Origin of the sequence: Pseudomonas sp. CFBP13509 (genome assembly GCF_005233485.1) — a bacterium.
In the GTDB taxonomy this organism is placed as follows: Bacteria; Pseudomonadota; Gammaproteobacteria; order Pseudomonadales; family Pseudomonadaceae; genus Aquipseudomonas; species Aquipseudomonas marginalis.
The window spans coordinates 165,084-181,262 of record NZ_QGAA01000012.1; the positions used below are offsets into that span (position 1 = coordinate 165,084).

The window sequence follows — 16,179 nt, forward strand, 5'->3', positions numbered from 1 at the left end:
TCCTTTGAAAACAAAGTTGTATGATTTTTTACAGGCCATCTCGCTATAGAAGCTGACGCACACTCAGAAGTTCAGCGACATTTCACGAAATTTTCACGACCCGAAGCTTCGCACAACTGCAGAATGTTTCCATAGTGTCGGTAGGATATTTCTTAGGTGATACACATCGCCACTGGTCCAGAACTGTGCAGGCTCAGGATCGCCGAGGGCCAGCAGGTCGCGTTCGCCCAGCAAACGCTTGAGCTGACGTGCGACGGCAGCGCCGGTGTCGATGAGGATGATGCTGGCAGGCAGCATCTGCGCCAGAAGCGGCTTGAGGAAGGGATAGTGGGTACAGCCGAGGATGATGGTGTCGCAGCCGGCGCTGAGCAGCGGGTCGATATAGCCCTGCAACAACTGACGCAGGGCCGGGCTGTCCAGATCACCGGTTTCAATCAGCTCCACCAGGCCCGGACACGGCTGGGTGATCACCCGCACATCGGTGGCAAACCGATCGAGCAACGCGGCGAATTTGGCGCTTTGCAGGGTGCCGGTAGTGGCGAGCACCCCGACCACGCCACTGCGCGTGGCCGCCGCGGCGGGTTTGACCGCGGGCTCCATGCCCACCAGGGGCCAATCGGGGTAGTCCTGGCGCAAATCCGCGACGGCCGCCACGGTTGCGGTGTTGCAGGCAATCACAAAAGCCTTGGCGCCCTGCTCGCGGAAAAACCCGGCGACAGACCGGGAGCGCTCAAGAATGAACGCGGGGGTTTTCTCGCCGTAGGGGATATGTCCGCAATCGGCCACGTACAACAGGGACTCATGGGGCAGCAATTGCTGAATCTCATCCAGCACCGACAAGCCGCCGACACCGGAATCGAACACACCGATTGGCGCGTCCTTACCCATGTTGCGTCCCGCAGACACTGCAAGCGGGATCACGCTTGACCCGCAATTCGCGAAAACGTGTGGTCAACGCATCGATCAGCAGCAAGCGTCCCACCAACGGCTCGCCGAAACCCGCCAGCAGTTTCAGGGCCTCCAGGGCTTGCAGGCTACCGACCAGGCCCACCAGTGGGCCGACCACACCCGCTTCGCTGCAGGTCAGTTCAGTGTCGCTGCCGTGCCCGTATAAACAGTGATAGCACGGGCTTTCGGCACGACGTGGATCGAACACCGACAGTTGCCCTTCAAGCCGAATCGCCGCGCCGCTGATCAATGGCCTGGACGCCGCCACGCAGGCGGCATTGACGGCCTCGCGGGTGGAGAAGTTGTCGCTGCAATCGAGCACTACGTCCACACCCGCCACCGCCGCCGCCAAGGTATCGGCATCCAGCGCGATGGGGTGGGCGACCAATGTGATTTCGGGGTTGAGGGCGCTCAGGCGGCGCATGGCCGAATTGACCTTGGCCTGCCCGACGCTGTCGGTGTCATGGATGATCTGGCGTTGCAGGTTGGTGAGGTCGACGGTGTCGAAATCCGCCAGGTGCAATTCACCGACACCCGCGGCAGCCAGGTACATCGCCACCGGGGCACCCAGGCCACCGAGGCCGACGATCAACGCACGGCCGTTTTTCAGGCGCAATTGGCCGTCGATGTCGACATGCTGCAACAGAATCTGTCGGCTGTAGCGCAACAGCTCCTGATCGGTCAGCACGGCCAGCGTCCCAGGGAGATGCGTTCGTGACCGCCAAGGTCGATGCGGCTGTGCACCTGCTCGAAGCCTTGGCTCAGCAACAGGTCGCGCACCGCGCCAGCCTGGTCGTAACCGTGCTCCAGCAGCAGCCAACCCGCGACGTTCAGGTGGGCCGGGGCCTGGGCGATGATCAACCGCAGGTCGTCCAGGCCATCATGGCCCGCCACCAGGGCGCTGGCCGGCTCGAAACGCACATCGCCCGCCACCAGGTGCGGATCGTTGGCGGCGATGTAGGGCGGGTTGCTGATGATCAGGTCGTAGGCGTGGCCTGCCAGGGCGCTGAACCAATGGCTGTTGAGCACCGTGGCGTTATGGAGGTGCAGGCGCTGGCGATTGCGTTCAGCCAGCGCCACGGCTTCCAGCACGCGGTCGACGGCCGTGACGTGCCAGGCCGGACGCTCGCTGGCCAGGGCCAGGGCGATGGCGCCGCTGCCAGTACCGAGATCGAGGACCTTGACCGGTGTGGCCGGTAACAATTCCAGGGCCGCTTCCACCAGCAGCTCGGTGTCCGGACGCGGGATCAGCGTGTGGGGCGCGACCTCCAGGTCCAGCTTCCAGAAACCTTGCTGACCGAGGATATAGGCCACCGGCTCGCCGGCGCGGCGGCGTTGCAGGTAGCCGGCAAACACCAGGGCGTGTTCGCTGCTGACGATTTTTTCCGGCCAGGTGTGCAGGTAGCTGCGGGACTTGCCCAAGGCCGCCGCCAGCAATAACTCGGCATCCAGGCGCGCCGTGGGCGAGTCGGGCAGGTCGGCGGCGCGCAACAGGCTGGCGATAATGGTCATTTATTCACCTATCGCCGCCAGCTGATCGGCCTGGTATTCGGCGAGCAATGGCTCGATCACCGCATCCACGCCACCAGCGAGAATCTCGTCCAGGGAGTAAAGGGTGAGGTTGACCCGGTGGTCGGTGACCCGGCCCTGGGCAAAGTTGTAGGTACGGATGCGCTCGGAGCGGTCGCCCGAGCCCACCAGCAATTTGCGCTCGCTGGCAATCGCGTTGGCGGCGGCGCTGGTCTGCTGGTCATTGAGCTTGGCCGAGAGCCAGGACATGGCCCGTGCACGGTTCTTGTGCTGGGAACGTTCTTCCTGGCACTCCACCACGATGCCCGACGGCAAGTGAGTGATACGAATCGCCGAGTCCGTCTTGTTGACGTGCTGGCCACCGGCGCCCGACGAGCGGTAGGTGTCGACCCGCAGGTCGGCCGGGTTGATCTCGATGGCTTCCTGCTCGTCCGGCTCGGGCAACACGGCCACCGTGCAGGCCGAGGTGTGGATGCGACCTTGGGATTCCGTCGCGGGAACCCGCTGCACACGGTGGGCACCGGACTCGAACTTCAGCTTGCCATAGACGTTGTCGCCTTCGACCCGCGCGATGACTTCTTTATAGCCGCCATGCTCACCTTCGTTCTCGGACAGGATCTCGACCCGCCAACCGCGACGCTCGGCATAACGTGAATACATGCGGAACAGGTCGCCGGAGAAAATCGCCGCTTCATCACCGCCGGTGCCGGCACGGATTTCAAGGAACACATTGCGCCCGTCGTTGGGGTCCTTGGGCAGCAGCATGCGCTGCAGGTCACCTTCCAGCTCGGCCAACTTTTCCTTGGCCTCGCGGACTTCTTCCACGGCCATTTCACGCATGTCCGGGTCGCTGTCCTTGAGCAGCGCCTGGGCGCCTTCGAGGTCGGCCTGCACTTTGGTGAGATTTTTGTACGTGGCCACAATGGGCTCAACTTCGGCGTATTCCTTGGAATAGGCGCGGAACTTGGTTTGATCGGAAATGACTTCGCCGTCGCCGAGCAAGGCGGTCAGTTCTTCGAAACGGTCCTGGAGCACGTCCAGTTTATTGAGCAGTGACGCTTTCATTGCGATTTTTTATCCGAAGAGCTGGGCGCGCCCTCACCGAGGGCAAAGAGTTCCTGGGCCATGGCCAGCGCATCGAGGCGGCCTTCGGCAGTCAGTTTTTTCAATTGTACGCTGGGCGCATGCAGCAACTTGTTGGTCAGGCCGCGGGCCAGTTGCATCAGCACCTCCTCGGCGCTGCTGCCGTTGGCGAGCAGGCGCTGGGCCTTGATCAACTCTTCATCACGCAGGCGTTCGCCCTGCTGACGATACGCCTTGAGCACATCCACCGCCGCCAGCTCACGCAGGCGCACCATGAACTCTTCGGCGCCGACGCTGACCATCTCTTCAGCCGCCTGGGCAGCGCCCTGGCGACTCTTGAGGTTTTCGGCGACCACTTCATGGAGATCGTCGACGCTGTAGAGGTAAACGTCGTCCAACTCGCCGACTTCGGGCTCGATATCCCGGGGAACGGCAATGTCGACCATGAAGATCGGCTTGTGCTTGCGCAGTTTCAGCGCGCTTTCCACCGCGCCCTTGCCGAGGATCGGCAGTTGGCTGGCGGTGGAGCTAATGACGATATCGCTGCGCACCAGTTCGGCGGGGATGTCCGACAGCAGCACCGCATGGGCGCCGAACTGTTCGGCGAGGATGCTGGCGCGCTCCAGGGTACGGTTGGCGACCACGATGCGCTTTACGCCCAGGTCATGCAGGTGGCGGGCAACCAGGGTGATGGTCTCGCCGGCGCCGATCAACAGCGCCTGGCTACGCTGAAGGTCGCTGAAAATCTGCTTGGCCAGGCTGACGGCGGCAAACGCCACGGACACCGGGTTTTCACCGATGGCGGTGTCGGTGCGCACCTGCTTGGCGGAATTGAAGGTGGCCTGGAACAGACGGCCCAGCAGCGGACCGACGGTGCCGGCCTCGCGCGCCACGGCATAGGCGGATTTCATCTGGCCCAGGATCTGCGGCTCGCCCAACACCAGCGAATCGAGACCGGATGCCACGCGCATCATGTGACGAACTGCCGCATCGTCTTCATGCACATAGGCGCTCGCGCGCAGGTCGTCGAGGCTCAAATGGTGATAATCGGCCAGCCAGCGCAGTACCACATCCGCCGAGAGATGTTCCTGCTCTATATAAAGCTCACTGCGATTGCAGGTCGAAAGGATCGCAGCTTCGCGGCTGTCGGTGAGACGGCAGAGCTGCTGCAAGGCCTCAACCAACTGCTCTGGCGTAAACGCCACGCGCTCGCGCACGTCTACGGAAGCAGTCTTGTGGTTAATACCGAGTGCGAGGAAGGCCATTCAATATCGCTGATGATGTCGGGAAGCCGACAATTGTCCTACTTCGAAAGATTCAGAACAACCACCGTCGTCTATTGTCCTAGTAGCTTATGCCTATAAAAAGGCCATCTGTAGGCGCAAGCCTGCTCTCGATGGTCGTGAACCATGACGCGGCCTCCTGAGAAAACGCGTTGTCCTCAGGCTTTTCGCGAGCAAGCTCGCTCCTACACGGTTATGTTTGGCCGAAGGCTTGTGTCATGATGATCCGACCGCAGGTTAGTCGTCCTCTTCCTATATGAATAGATCTTCCGCGTTGCTCCTTGCTTTTGTCTTCCTCAGCGGCTGCCAGGCCATGGCACCCGTGTCGCCGGACGGTACACCGCCGGTGGAAGACAGCACACCCGCCCCTGAAAAGCCCAAGGTTTATTCCTCGTTCAGTGAAGAAACGGTGTTCAGCCTGCTCAGTGCGGAACTGGCCGGCCAGCGCAATCGCTTCGATATTGCGCTGGATAACTACGTGACCCAGGCCATCAACACCCAGGATCCGGGAATTTCCGAGCGGGCGTTCCGCATTGCCGAGTACCTCGGGGCCGATCAGGCCGCGCTGGATACTTCGCTGATCTGGGCAAAGAACGCGCCGGACGATCTGGAAGCCCAGCGGGCAGCCGCCATTCAATTGGCGCGGGCCGGGCGTTATGACGACTCCATGGTCTATATGGAGAAAGTCCTGCAAGGCAAGGGCGACACCCATTTCGACTTCCTTGCGCTGTCGGCTGCCGACACCGACCAGGACACCCGCAATGGCCTGATGAAGAGTTTTGACCGCCTGCTGCAAAAACACCCGAAGAACAGTCAACTGGTGTTTGGCAAGGCCCTGCTGCTGCAACAGGATGATGAAGCCGAAGCCGCACTGAAGCTGCTGGAACAGAACCCGCCGGAAGACGGCGAGATCGCGCCGATTCTGCTGCGCGCGCGCCTGCTGCAGAACCTCAACCGCGGCAAGGAAGCGATTCCACTGCTGGAAAAAAGCATCAAGAAATACCCGGACGACAAGCGCCTGCGCCTGACTTACGCACGCACCCTGGTGGAGCAGGACCGCATGGAGGACGCCAAAGTGCAGTTCGCCAACCTGCTCCAGCAATACCCGGATGACGATGAACTGCGTTACTCCCTGGCGCTGGTGTGCCTGGAAGCCAAGGCCTGGGACGAGGCCAAGGGTTACCTGGAAGAGCTGATCGAGCGCGAAAGTCATGTTGACTCGGCGCACCTGAACCTGGGCCGCATCGCTGAAGAGCGCAGCGACCCGCAGGCCGCCCTGCTCGAATACGCACAGGTCGGCCCAGGCAACGACTACCTGCCGGCCCAACTGCGCCAGGCCGACATCCTGATGAGCAACGGGCGTACCGATGAGGCAGAAAAACGCCTGGCCGCTGCACGGGATGCCGAACCGGACTACGGGATCCAGCTTTACCTGATCCAGGCCGAGACCTTGTCAGCCAATAATCAGGGCGAGCGCGCCTGGAAGGTGCTGCAACAGGCCTTGTTGCAATTCCCCGACGATTTGAACCTGCTGTACACCCGCGCCATGCAGGCGGAAAAACGCAATGACCTGGCGCAGATGGAAAAAGACCTGCGCCTGATCATCAAGCGCGACCCGGACAACGCCATGGCCCTGAATGCCCTGGGCTACACCTTGTCCGACCGCACCACGCGCTACGACGAAGCCAAGGCGTTGATCGAACAGGCGCACAAGCTCAACCCGGAAGACCCGGCCGTACTCGACAGCCTGGGCTGGGTGAACTATCGCCTGGGTAACCTCGACGAAGCCGAACGCTTGCTGCGCCAGGCCCTGGAGCGCTTCCCCGACCAGGAAGTCGCTGCACACCTGGGCGAGGTGCTGTGGGCCAATGGCAAGCAGCGCGAAGCCCGCCAGATCTGGGAAAAATTCCTCAAGGAACAACCCGAAAGCCCCATCCTGCGCGGCACCATCAAGCGCCTGACCGGATCCGAGACCCTTTAAGCTTATGTTCTTGCGCCACGTTATCGTTTTCAGCTTCATCGCCCTGCTCGCCGGTTGCGCGGGCTTCGGTGCCCGCGAATCCGTTGAGGGCCAGGGCAACCCGGCGCAATGGAAGCAGCACAAGGATCAGCTCGGCAGCATCGACGGCTGGCAGATCGAAGGCAAAGTCGGGGTTCGCGCACCGAAAGATTCCGGCAGCGGCACCTTGTTCTGGCTGCAACGCCAGGATTACTACGACATTCGCTTGTCCGGCCCCTTGGGGCGCGGCGCCGCGCGCCTGACCGGCCGCCCGGGACAAGTCAGCCTCGAAGTCGCCAACCAGGGGCGCTACGAGGCCACCTCGCCCGAAGCGCTGCTGGAAGAGCAGATTGGCTGGAAACTGCCTGTCTCGCACCTGGTGTGGTGGGTCCGCGGCTTGCCCGCGCCGGACAGCAAGAGCCGCCTGAGCCTCAACGGTGACAGCCGCCTGGCCACCCTGGAACAGGATGGCTGGCAGGTCGAGTACCTCAGCTACGTGGAACAGGGCGGTTATTGGCTGCCAGAGCGCATCAAGCTGCATGGCACCGACCTTGACGTCACGCTGGTGATCAAGGACTGGCAACCGCGCAAGCTGGGGCAATAACGTGGCCGTACAAAAACTGACCCTGCCCTCTCCTGCCAAACTCAATCTGATGCTGCACATTCTCGGTCGCCGTGAAGACGGCTACCACGAGCTGCAGACACTGTTTCAATTTCTCGACTACGGCGATGAGCTCACCTTCGCCCTGCGCGACGATGGCGTGATCCAGCTGCACACTGAATTCGAAGGTGTGCCCCACGACAGCAACCTGATCGTGAGGGCCGCGAAAAAACTCCAGGAGCAGTCCGGCTGTTCCCAGGGCATCGATATATGGATCGATAAGATTCTGCCCATGGGTGGCGGAATCGGTGGTGGAAGCTCGAATGCAGCGACCACACTGCTGGGTCTGAACCATTTGTGGCAACTGGGCTGGGACCATGATCGCCTGGCTGCGCTGGGCCTCACGCTGGGCGCCGACGTCCCGGTTTTCGTGCGTGGACACGCCGCTTTTGCTGAGGGCGTGGGGGAAAAACTCACCCCGGAATACCCCGAAGAGCCGTGGTATGTCGTGCTTGTCCCGCAAGTATCTGTAAGTACAGCAGAAATTTTTTCAGATCCGCTGTTGACACGTAACTCTCCTCCCATTAAAGTGCGCCCCGTTCCCAAGGGAAACAGTCGAAATGACTGCTTACCGGTTGTAGCAAGGCGTTATCCAGAGGTACGTAACGCTTTGAATTTGTTAGGTAAATTTACCGAAGCAAAATTAACCGGAACTGGAAGTTGTGTGTTTGGGGGCTTCCCAAGCAAAGCTGAAGCTGATAAAGTCTCGGCCCTTCTTACAGAGACCCTTACAGGGTTTGTAGCAAAAGGAAGCAACGTTTCGATGTTGCATCGCAAGCTGCAAAGTCTGCTCTAAAAGGAATCGAGTACTGGGTACTCGTTGCAACAGATACAGGGGCGTCGCCAAGCGGTAAGGCAGCAGGTTTTGATCCTGCCATGCGTTGGTTCGAATCCAGCCGCCCCTGCCATTTTCTAATACTCATCCAGGTTACCCTCAGCCTCTAGGTACTGCGCGTGTCCAAGATGATGGTCTTTACGGGGAACGCCAACCCCGATCTGGCTCGACGTGTCGTACGTCAGCTGCATATCCCTCTCGGTGACATCTCTGTCGGTAAATTCTCCGACGGCGAAATTACAGCCGAGATCAATGAAAACGTCCGCGGTAAAGACGTCTTCATTATCCAGCCGACCTGCGCTCCGACCAACGATAACCTGATGGAACTCGTCGTGATGGCTGATGCCTTCCGCCGCTCCTCAGCGACTCGAATCACAGCTGTAATCCCTTACTTTGGTTATGCCCGCCAGGATCGCCGTCCGCGTTCCGCACGTGTGGCTATCAGCGCGAAAGTCGTTGCTGACATGCTGACCGTGGTAGGTATCGACCGTGTGCTCACGGTTGACCTGCACGCTGACCAAATCCAGGGGTTCTTCGATATTCCGGTAGATAACATCTACGGCTCCCCCGTCTTGGTGGATGACATCGAAGACCAGCGCTTTGAAAACCTGATGATCGTGTCCCCGGACATTGGTGGCGTCGTGCGTGCACGAGCTGTTGCCAAATCCCTGGGCGTGGACCTCGGGATCATCGACAAGCGCCGTGAGAAAGCCAATCACTCTGAAGTGATGCATATCATCGGTGATGTCGAAGGGCGTACCTGTATTCTGGTTGATGACATGGTCGACACCGCCGGCACCCTGTGCCACGCGGCCAAAGCCTTGAAAGAGCACGGTGCGGCTAAAGTCTTCGCCTACTGCACACACCCTGTGCTGTCGGGCCGAGCGATCGAGAACATCGAGAACTCTGTGCTGGACGAATTGGTGGTGACCAACACCATCCCGTTGTCCGCCGCCGCTCAAGCCTGTGCGCGTATCCGTCAACTGGATATTGCACCGGTAGTTGCCGAAGCGGTTCGCCGCATCAGCAACGAAGAATCGATCAGCGCGATGTTCCGCTAAGGGTCAAACCTTCGGAACACCTCACTGACGAAAAGCGCCCCGCCCCAGCATACTGTTGGGGCGGGGCTTTTTTGCCCATATCGCCTTTAGCGCTGGTCGCAAACGCTGGGGCGAATGTGGTTATTTTGGAGATACAACATGAACGATTTTACTCTGAATGCTGAAGTGCGTTCCGACCTGGGGAAAGGTGCGAGCCGCCGCCTGCGTCGTCTCGCAAGCCTGGTTCCAGCTGTAGTTTACGGTGGCGACAAAGCCCCTGAATCCATCAGCATGCTGGCTAAAGAAGTTGCCAAACTGCTCGAAAACGATGCGGCCTACAGCCACGTTATCGAACTGAACGTTGGCGGCAAAAAGCAAAACGTCATCATCAAAGCCCTGCAACGTCACCCATCCAAGGGTCACGTTCTGCACGCTGACTTCGTACGCGTAGTAGCCGGCCAGAAACTGACCGCTATCGTGCCTGTGCACTTTGTTGGTGAAGAAGCTCCGGTCAAGAAAGGCGGCGAGATCTCTCACGTCCTGAACGAAATCGAAGTGACTTGCCTGCCGAAAGATCTGCCTGAGTTCATCGAAGTCGACCTGTCGGCTCTGGAAATCGGCGCAATCATCCACCTGTCCGACCTCAAGGCTCCTAAAGGCGTTGAGTTTGTCGCACTGGCTCACGGTGATGACAAAGCTGTTGCAAACGTACACGCTCCACGCGTTGCTCCAGAAGCTGAAGAAGGCGCTGCAGAGTAATTCACTCTGTATTGCCGGAGCTTGAGGAAACATCGCGGACCGAAACGTAGCGAGAAAGCGGGCGATAACGCGGCGTTTACTCTTGAGTAAATGATCTCTTGTCGTCCACTTTCGCCGCACGCGGGTGTAGCGATGTTATCCACAACTCCAAAGGAAGGGCCCCTGTCGTGACTGCCATTAAACTGATCGTTGGCCTGGGAAATCCAGGCGCCGAATACGAACAGACCCGGCATAACGCAGGGGCCCTTTTTGTTGAGCGCATCGCCCACGCCCAAGGTGTAAACCTGGTGGCCGATCGCAAATATTTTGGCCTGACCGGACGCTTCTCGCATCAGGGTCAGGATGTTCGTCTGTTGATTCCCACCACCTACATGAACCGCAGCGGCCAGGCTGTAGCGGCGCTTGCGGGCTTCTTCAGGATCAAACCCGAAGAAATCCTGGTGGCCCATGACGAACTGGACCTGCCACCCGGCGTTGCCAAGCTCAAGCTCGGCGGCGGGCACGGCGGGCACAATGGCCTGCGCGACATCATCGCGCAGTTGGGCAATCAGAATAATTTTTACCGCCTGCGGCTCGGCATTGGCCACCCAGGCGTCGCCAGTATGGTTTCAAATTTCGTCCTGGGTCGTGCGCCACGCGCCGAACAGGAAAAACTCGATGCCAGCATCGACTTTGCCCTCGGCGTGCTGCCGGATATCTTCGCCGGTGAATGGAACCGCGCGATGAAAAACCTGCACAGCCAGAAGGCCTGACTTTTTTCCGAGGGGAAACACCATGGGATTCAATTGCGGCATCGTCGGCCTGCCCAACGTCGGCAAATCCACCTTGTTCAACGCTTTGACCAAGTCCGGTATTGCGGCGGAGAACTTCCCCTTCTGCACCATCGAACCCAACAGCGGCATCGTGCCGATGCCCGATCCGCGCCTGGAAGCACTGGCGGCCATCGTCAATCCCAAGCGCATCCTGCCGACCACCATGGAGTTCGTCGACATCGCAGGCCTGGTAGCCGGCGCGTCGAAAGGTGAAGGCCTGGGCAACAAGTTCCTGGCCAACATCCGTGAAACCGATGCCATCGCCCACGTGGTCCGCTGCTTTGAAGACGAGAACGTGATTCACGTCTCCAACAGCGTCGACCCGAAACGCGACATCGAGATCATCGACCTGGAACTGATCTTCGCCGACCTCGACAGCTGCGAGAAGCAACTGCAGAAAGTCGCACGCAACGCCAAAGGCGGCGACAAGGACGCAGTGGTCCAGAAAGGCCTGCTGGAACAGTTGATCGCGCACTTCACCCTGGGCAAGCCGGCACGCAGCCTGATGAAGACCATGGGCGCTGACGAGAAGGCCGTGGTCAAGGGTTTCCACCTGCTGACCACCAAGCCAGTGATGTACATCGCCAACGTCGCTGAAGACGGCTTCGAGAACAACCCTCTGCTCGACGTGGTCAAGGCCATCGCCGACGAAGAAGGCGCCATCGTGGTGCCGGTGTGCAACAAGATTGAAGCGGAAATCGCCGAGCTGGATGACGGCGAAGAAAAAGACATGTTCCTTGAGGCCCTGGGCCTGGAAGAGCCTGGCCTGAACCGTGTGATCCGCGCCGGCTACGAAATGCTCAACCTGCAGACCTACTTCACCGCCGGTGTCGAAGAAGTCCGCGCCTGGACCGTAAAAGTCGGCGCCACTGCGCCACAGGCTGCCGGTGTGATCCACACCGACTTTGAAAAAGGCTTTATTCGCGCGGAAGTGATCGCCTACAACGACTTTATCCAGTTCAAGGGTGAGGCCGGTGCCAAGGAAGCGGGTAAATGGCGTTTGGAAGGTAAGGAATACATTGTTAAAGATGGCGATGTGATGCACTTCCGCTTTAACGTGTAAACGCTACCTGCGAAGTCTACGACAAATAAAAAAGCCGATGCACTGCATCGGCTTTTTTGTAGGTGAAACTTCCTAACATAGGACAAGCATCGTTCACACTTCACTACCAGACTTCCCCTACTTACCCCCCTCCGCCTTTAATGCAGCCAGGCAGTTGCACAATTTAACCTCAATAATGCCGGGGTTTTCCTACATTATTCCGGCCCACACTTACGTCAATATCCCAGTATAAGTTCTATACCCTCATTCCTGATTGACGAGCATAGACTGTCCTCTCAACACTGAAGTCGAGCGATAATGGAGAACTCTTCGATGTCGGTCTCCACCCTTGGAGAAAATGAAAAAGATACTTCACTCTTCGAAGACACGGATATTGAAAACACACTGAGCAGCACGGCCCCCCTCAATATAGACATACTGTTGCTGGGAGAAACCGGCACTGGCAAAGATACCCTGGCGCAGCGGGTTCACCGCCTATCGACCCGGCGGGGCAATTTTGTCGCGGTCAATTGTGCGGCTATTCCTGATAGCCTCGCCGAAAGCCAATTGTTCGGCGTCAACAGCGGTGCCTATACCGGCGCCATCCAGTCCCGTGCCGGTTTTATCGAGGCAGCCCATCTCGGCACCCTGTACCTCGATGAGATCGATAGCATGCCGTTGAACCTGCAAGCCAAACTGCTGCGCGCGCTGGAGTCGCGGGGGGTGGAGCGCCTGGGCTCAACCCGCTTCATCCCGGTGGACATGCGTGTGATCGCGTCTGCCCAACAATCGCTCCACCAGATGGTCGAACTCGGAACCTTCAGGCGCGACCTGTACTTCCGTCTGAATGTCGTCAACATCCAGCTTCCAGCCTTGCGTGATCGGCGAGAGCACATCATCCCGTTGTTCCTGGAGATGATTCAGCAGGAAGCCCACCGGTTCAAACGCACTGCCCCGCCGCCCTCCGACGGGCTGCTGCAACAACTGCTGTGCCATACCTGGCAGGGTAATGTTCGGGAGTTACGCTCCACGGCCAAAAGGTTCGTGCTGGGCCTGCCACCGTTTTCAACCTCAGTGAGCGAGCTGCAGGATGCCCAGGTGAACCTTAAGACACGCCTGCAGCACATTGAAAAAGCCTTGATTGAAGAGTCGCTGCACCGCCACCTGTATTGCGTGGATACCGTGGCGATTGAATTGGGTATGGCAAAACGCACGCTGTACTACAGGATGAAGAAATTGGACATCCCACTGTCCTGAGGACAAAGGGAACTATTAAATACTCAGTAAAACTCCATCCTTCCAACTCAAAAACCACATATATAGAAACAAATAGCCACAAACCTGTTTGGAACGGTTTAGCCCCATGAACCACCTACTCACAGCCTGGTTCAAGTTACAAAAAGTTCCAGACATCCACGAAGCTTGACTCACGACAAGTGAATCAACGTTCAAAACATCAAACTCGGAGTCTTATTATGGCTGGTATATCCGGTAGTAATTCGTACGGTTCAAACGCATACAACAACGCCTCGATGTTCGGTGGTGCCGATGGGGTAGCTGGTGGTGGAGGTGGTGCAGGTTCCGCGTCTGATCGCGCAGCCGCCGTCGCAGAGGCGACTTTCCAAGAGAGCTTGAAGGCAAAGATGATCACTGGCTTGTACGCCGCAGCTAAAGAAATCCGCTCGTAACAGGACCACCTCCCTGGCTCATTAGCCGGGGAGGTGTCATATGAGCTTAAATCGCAAATGCGGCATCCGCCATTATCACCAACCTGCTTCAGCCCCCATACCGCAGGCCCTATATGCAGATAGAAGCATTTGATTTTTCAACGCTGAATACGCGTCGCGGAGGCACTGATGTTACACAGAAAAACTCAATATCCAGCACGGATGTAAGTTTCTTCGCGTCAATGCTCGAAGGCTCGAAAGCCAGCACGCCTGCCGTCGCCCCCCCTGCTGTATTAGCCATGCTGGCGGAGCATTCAAGTTATATCGAAAATAAAAAAAACCGCCTCGCGCGGGCGCTGAAATCATCAAGTAAAGGCATGGACTCTGAAAAATTCAGAGAGTACCCGCGCGAACTCTCTAATGTGGCGCTCACTACCCAACTGTTAGTAAAGAGCCTTGGCAAGACAAGCCAATGCATCGACAAAATCTGTAACATGCAATAGTGAACATGATTAAATCCCTGCCCGCCGCCCTGCTTTTTATTCTTGTATGCACGTTAAACGGTTGCAGCGACCGCGTTGAACTTCATCGGCAACTTTCTGAGCAAGAAGCCAATGAGGTGGTCGCGGAATTGGCAGATAAACATATTCGCGCCCAAAAAATCCCGGCCAAAGACGGTGTCGTCGTGGCGGTCAACGCCACCGATATTGGACGCGCCGTACGTACATTGGAAGCCGCAGGGCTACCTAGAATGGCGCGGACGACGCTGGGCGATACCTTTCGCAAGGAAGGGGTTATTTCTACCCCACTGGAAGAACGGGCACGCTACATTTATGCCTTGTCCCAAGAGCTAGAAGCCACCTTGTCCAACATTGACGAGGTGATTATTGCCCGGGTACACGTGGTATTGCCGGAACGCATCGCGCCAGGGGAACCGGTCCAGCCCGCATCCGCATCAGTCTTCATTAAGCATGACCCACGCCTGGACCCCGATAATATCCGCGCACGCGTTCGCAGGATGGTAGCGAGCAGCATTCCAGGCATGACCACAGCCGTGGATAACCTGCAGAAACTCAGCGTGATCTTTGTGCCTGCTGCCACTTATCAGGAGCAGCAACGGCTGGTGTATTTCGGCCCGTTCCTGGTGCCCAGCGATGATCTCGGTTTTTGGCGAGGCAGCGTTATCGCGGCACTTCTCGGCGTGTTGTCATCCGTGGCCGGTACACTGTTCCTGCTCAATCGACGTCAGCCTCTTCTGCGAGGGCCGCAAGTAGCGCAGGAACCAATTGGCCCAGCTCATGACGCCTAGATTCGATCATTCAATGAGTGAACGCCTGGCCTGGGCTGAATGGTGGGCGTTTCCCTGGGAGCACGCTCACGAGGACTGGAGAGGTGACAAGTACACTTCAATTAGCGTGCTTTATCACAGCAGACGTTCCGCCCCGGATGGTCTCACAAGCATTGCCGCGTGCTTGCCTCCGGCCCCCCACCCCACCGTACTTCGCCTGGCCCTCGCATCAACGGAGCAACTCAACCTGGCGCTGACACTGGTTCACGGCACGTTCAATCCCGAGGCCGCACCGCCGTTGAGCGAAAGTCAGCATCTGTGGTGCATGCGTTTGTCCAAGGCGTTGCCCCCTACCATGCTGTCGCCGGATGCTGATCCGCTGCAATTGCTTTCCAGCTGGATAGAACCCGATACGTGGCAGCGCCTTCGATTGCGGTTCCCCCGTAACCGCGTATGTGCGGTTGAGAAAAGTAATATCTCACTCGAAAACTCAAGCAGCCGACTGAACACGCTCTGGCAAGCCGTAGTCTGGCGCGTGACGACATCGGCGAACGCCCCTCTGTCCCTTGACTCGAACGCGTAAGGAAAACAGAGATGTTATGTCGATACACCGTTGAATTGCCCAAGGATGCTGCGGGATTGTCACGTTGCCTGATTCCCCGGGAGGAACTTGCAAACTGGGAGCACGCCAACCAGCTCATCAGCCACGCCAAGGCACAGGCCGATGAACTGATAAACCAGACAGAGAGACAGTGCGAACTTCTGCTGGAAAAGGCGTCCCTGGATGTCTGGCAACGCGCAGACGCCCAATTCAAACGCTGGGAACGTGACCGTCAAGCGATGTGTGACAACCTGGAGGAGTACGCAACATCGATCACCAACCAAGCAATTAGACGCCTGCTTGGCGAAACGGTAGCCCCTCAGCGGCTGTCAGCCCTGCTGAAGCAATTGCTGGCGGACCAGATTCAGGAGATCGACGCGGCGCTTCTCTGTCACCCCCAGGACTTTGAGGAGGTAAAACAGTATCTCGCCCATCACAAAGCCACGCTCTGGAAGCTTCACCACGACGAAACAATCCCTGCTCAGACACTTGTATTGAAAACCGACGAGGGTGATTTCCGTATCAGCTGGAATTCAATGCTCGATGCCTTTTTCAATCATGGGAGAGACTACCGGATAGACATTTAATTGCATCCGCTATGCATCGCCGACAACGAGCCTTGACAAAACCT

General features: G+C 58.4%; 17 protein-coding genes and 1 tRNA gene. 13 read left to right on the forward strand and 5 right to left on the reverse strand.

Features of this window, described 5'->3' with window-relative positions:
* Positions 1-93: 93 nt before the first annotated feature.
* The 5 genes from murI to hemA are packed head-to-tail and all read right to left on the reverse strand — an operon-like array spanning position 94 to position 4,826.
* Positions 94-888 carry a glutamate racemase gene (murI, locus tag PspCFBP13509_RS20700; RefSeq protein WP_065924050.1) on the reverse strand — a complete coding sequence of 265 codons (795 nt, stop codon included), beginning with the start codon at positions 886-888 and terminating at the stop codon, positions 94-96.
* Positions 881-1,636: a molybdopterin-synthase adenylyltransferase MoeB gene (locus tag PspCFBP13509_RS20705; protein WP_065924049.1), complete on the reverse strand. Its 756-nt coding sequence runs from the start codon at positions 1,634-1,636 to the stop codon at positions 881-883. The genes murI and PspCFBP13509_RS20705 overlap by 8 nt, the downstream gene beginning before the upstream one ends.
* Positions 1,630-2,460, reverse strand: a complete 831-nt coding sequence (prmC, locus tag PspCFBP13509_RS20710; protein ID WP_137212623.1) for a peptide chain release factor N(5)-glutamine methyltransferase — start codon at positions 2,458-2,460, stop codon at positions 1,630-1,632. The genes PspCFBP13509_RS20705 and prmC overlap by 7 nt, the downstream gene beginning before the upstream one ends.
* Entirely contained in the window at positions 2,461-3,543 is a 1,083-nt protein-coding gene (gene prfA, locus PspCFBP13509_RS20715; RefSeq protein WP_027606884.1) for a peptide chain release factor 1, read from the reverse strand.
* On the reverse strand, positions 3,540-4,826 hold the full coding sequence (hemA, locus tag PspCFBP13509_RS20720) for a glutamyl-tRNA reductase (protein WP_027606885.1): 1,287 nt from the start codon (positions 4,824-4,826) through the stop codon (positions 3,540-3,542). The genes prfA and hemA overlap by 4 nt, the downstream gene beginning before the upstream one ends.
* Positions 4,827-5,100: 274 nt before the next feature.
* Here hemA and PspCFBP13509_RS20725 point away from each other — a divergent pair, with 274 nt between their 5' ends.
* From PspCFBP13509_RS20725 to sctL, 13 genes are all read left to right on the forward strand, one after another.
* A complete protein-coding gene (locus PspCFBP13509_RS20725; RefSeq protein ID WP_027606886.1) occupies positions 5,101-6,825 on the forward strand; it encodes a tetratricopeptide repeat protein in 1,725 nt (574 codons plus the stop codon).
* A 4-nt stretch (positions 6,826-6,829) separates the two neighbouring features.
* Complete coding sequence (gene lolB, locus PspCFBP13509_RS20730; RefSeq protein ID WP_027606887.1) at positions 6,830-7,447, forward strand: lipoprotein insertase outer membrane protein LolB; 618 nt, start codon at positions 6,830-6,832, stop codon at positions 7,445-7,447.
* 49 nt (positions 7,448-7,496) lie between these two features.
* Positions 7,497-8,300, forward strand: a complete 804-nt coding sequence (ispE, locus tag PspCFBP13509_RS20735) for a 4-(cytidine 5'-diphospho)-2-C-methyl-D-erythritol kinase (protein WP_205885421.1) — start codon at positions 7,497-7,499, stop codon at positions 8,298-8,300.
* 37 nt (positions 8,301-8,337) lie between these two features.
* A tRNA-Gln gene (locus PspCFBP13509_RS20740) sits at positions 8,338-8,412 on the forward strand.
* A 46-nt stretch (positions 8,413-8,458) separates the two neighbouring features.
* Complete coding sequence (locus PspCFBP13509_RS20745) at positions 8,459-9,400, forward strand: ribose-phosphate pyrophosphokinase (RefSeq protein WP_003171603.1); 942 nt, start codon at positions 8,459-8,461, stop codon at positions 9,398-9,400.
* A 138-nt stretch (positions 9,401-9,538) separates the two neighbouring features.
* On the forward strand, positions 9,539-10,138 hold the full coding sequence (locus PspCFBP13509_RS20750) for a 50S ribosomal protein L25/general stress protein Ctc (RefSeq protein ID WP_027606889.1): 600 nt from the start codon (positions 9,539-9,541) through the stop codon (positions 10,136-10,138).
* 167 nt (positions 10,139-10,305) lie between these two features.
* Positions 10,306-10,890, forward strand: coding sequence for an aminoacyl-tRNA hydrolase (gene pth, locus PspCFBP13509_RS20755; RefSeq protein ID WP_010213318.1), 585 nt, complete (start codon positions 10,306-10,308; stop codon positions 10,888-10,890).
* Positions 10,891-10,912: 22 nt separating this feature from the next.
* Entirely contained in the window at positions 10,913-12,013 is a 1,101-nt protein-coding gene (gene ychF, locus PspCFBP13509_RS20760) for a redox-regulated ATPase YchF (RefSeq protein WP_065924046.1), read from the forward strand.
* Positions 12,014-12,325: 312 nt separating this feature from the next.
* Positions 12,326-13,249 carry a sigma 54-interacting transcriptional regulator gene (locus PspCFBP13509_RS20765; protein ID WP_065924028.1) on the forward strand — a complete coding sequence of 308 codons (924 nt, stop codon included), beginning with the start codon at positions 12,326-12,328 and terminating at the stop codon, positions 13,247-13,249.
* A gap of 544 nt (positions 13,250-13,793) precedes the next feature.
* Positions 13,794-14,162, forward strand: coding sequence for an EscI/YscI/HrpB family type III secretion system inner rod protein (locus PspCFBP13509_RS20770; RefSeq protein WP_074843642.1), 369 nt, complete (start codon positions 13,794-13,796; stop codon positions 14,160-14,162).
* A gap of 5 nt (positions 14,163-14,167) precedes the next feature.
* Complete coding sequence (gene sctJ, locus PspCFBP13509_RS20775; protein ID WP_137212624.1) at positions 14,168-14,968, forward strand: type III secretion system inner membrane ring lipoprotein SctJ; 801 nt, start codon at positions 14,168-14,170, stop codon at positions 14,966-14,968.
* Positions 14,969-14,981: 13 nt separating this feature from the next.
* Positions 14,982-15,530 carry a type III secretion protein gene (locus PspCFBP13509_RS20780; RefSeq protein WP_065948507.1) on the forward strand — a complete coding sequence of 183 codons (549 nt, stop codon included), beginning with the start codon at positions 14,982-14,984 and terminating at the stop codon, positions 15,528-15,530.
* A gap of 11 nt (positions 15,531-15,541) precedes the next feature.
* Positions 15,542-16,135 carry a type III secretion system stator protein SctL gene (gene sctL, locus PspCFBP13509_RS20785; protein WP_065924026.1) on the forward strand — a complete coding sequence of 198 codons (594 nt, stop codon included), beginning with the start codon at positions 15,542-15,544 and terminating at the stop codon, positions 16,133-16,135.
* Positions 16,136-16,179 lie beyond the last annotated feature (44 nt).

Excerpts from the sequence above, each read along its gene's own strand:
- murI (WP_065924050.1), bottom strand. The coding sequence starts at position 888 with ATGGGTAAGGACGCGCCAATCGGTGTGTTCGATTCCGGTGTCGGCGGC.
- prmC (WP_137212623.1), bottom strand. The coding sequence starts at position 2,460 with ATGACCATTATCGCCAGCCTGTTGCGCGCCGCCGACCTGCCCGACTCG.
- prfA (WP_027606884.1), bottom strand. The coding sequence starts at position 3,543 with ATGAAAGCGTCACTGCTCAATAAACTGGACGTGCTCCAGGACCGTTTC.
- hemA (WP_027606885.1), bottom strand. The coding sequence starts at position 4,826 with ATGGCCTTCCTCGCACTCGGTATTAACCACAAGACTGCTTCCGTAGAC.
- PspCFBP13509_RS20725 (WP_027606886.1), top strand. The coding sequence starts at position 5,101 with ATGAATAGATCTTCCGCGTTGCTCCTTGCTTTTGTCTTCCTCAGCGGC.
- lolB (WP_027606887.1), top strand. The coding sequence starts at position 6,830 with ATGTTCTTGCGCCACGTTATCGTTTTCAGCTTCATCGCCCTGCTCGCC.
- ispE (WP_205885421.1), top strand. The coding sequence starts at position 7,497 with ATGCTGCACATTCTCGGTCGCCGTGAAGACGGCTACCACGAGCTGCAG.
- PspCFBP13509_RS20750 (WP_027606889.1), top strand. The coding sequence starts at position 9,539 with ATGAACGATTTTACTCTGAATGCTGAAGTGCGTTCCGACCTGGGGAAA.
- ychF (WP_065924046.1), top strand. The coding sequence starts at position 10,913 with ATGGGATTCAATTGCGGCATCGTCGGCCTGCCCAACGTCGGCAAATCC.
- PspCFBP13509_RS20765 (WP_065924028.1), top strand. The coding sequence starts at position 12,326 with ATGTCGGTCTCCACCCTTGGAGAAAATGAAAAAGATACTTCACTCTTC.
- PspCFBP13509_RS20770 (WP_074843642.1), top strand. The coding sequence starts at position 13,794 with ATGCAGATAGAAGCATTTGATTTTTCAACGCTGAATACGCGTCGCGGA.
- sctJ (WP_137212624.1), top strand. The coding sequence starts at position 14,168 with ATGATTAAATCCCTGCCCGCCGCCCTGCTTTTTATTCTTGTATGCACG.
- PspCFBP13509_RS20780 (WP_065948507.1), top strand. The coding sequence starts at position 14,982 with ATGAGTGAACGCCTGGCCTGGGCTGAATGGTGGGCGTTTCCCTGGGAG.
- sctL (WP_065924026.1), top strand. The coding sequence starts at position 15,542 with ATGTTATGTCGATACACCGTTGAATTGCCCAAGGATGCTGCGGGATTG.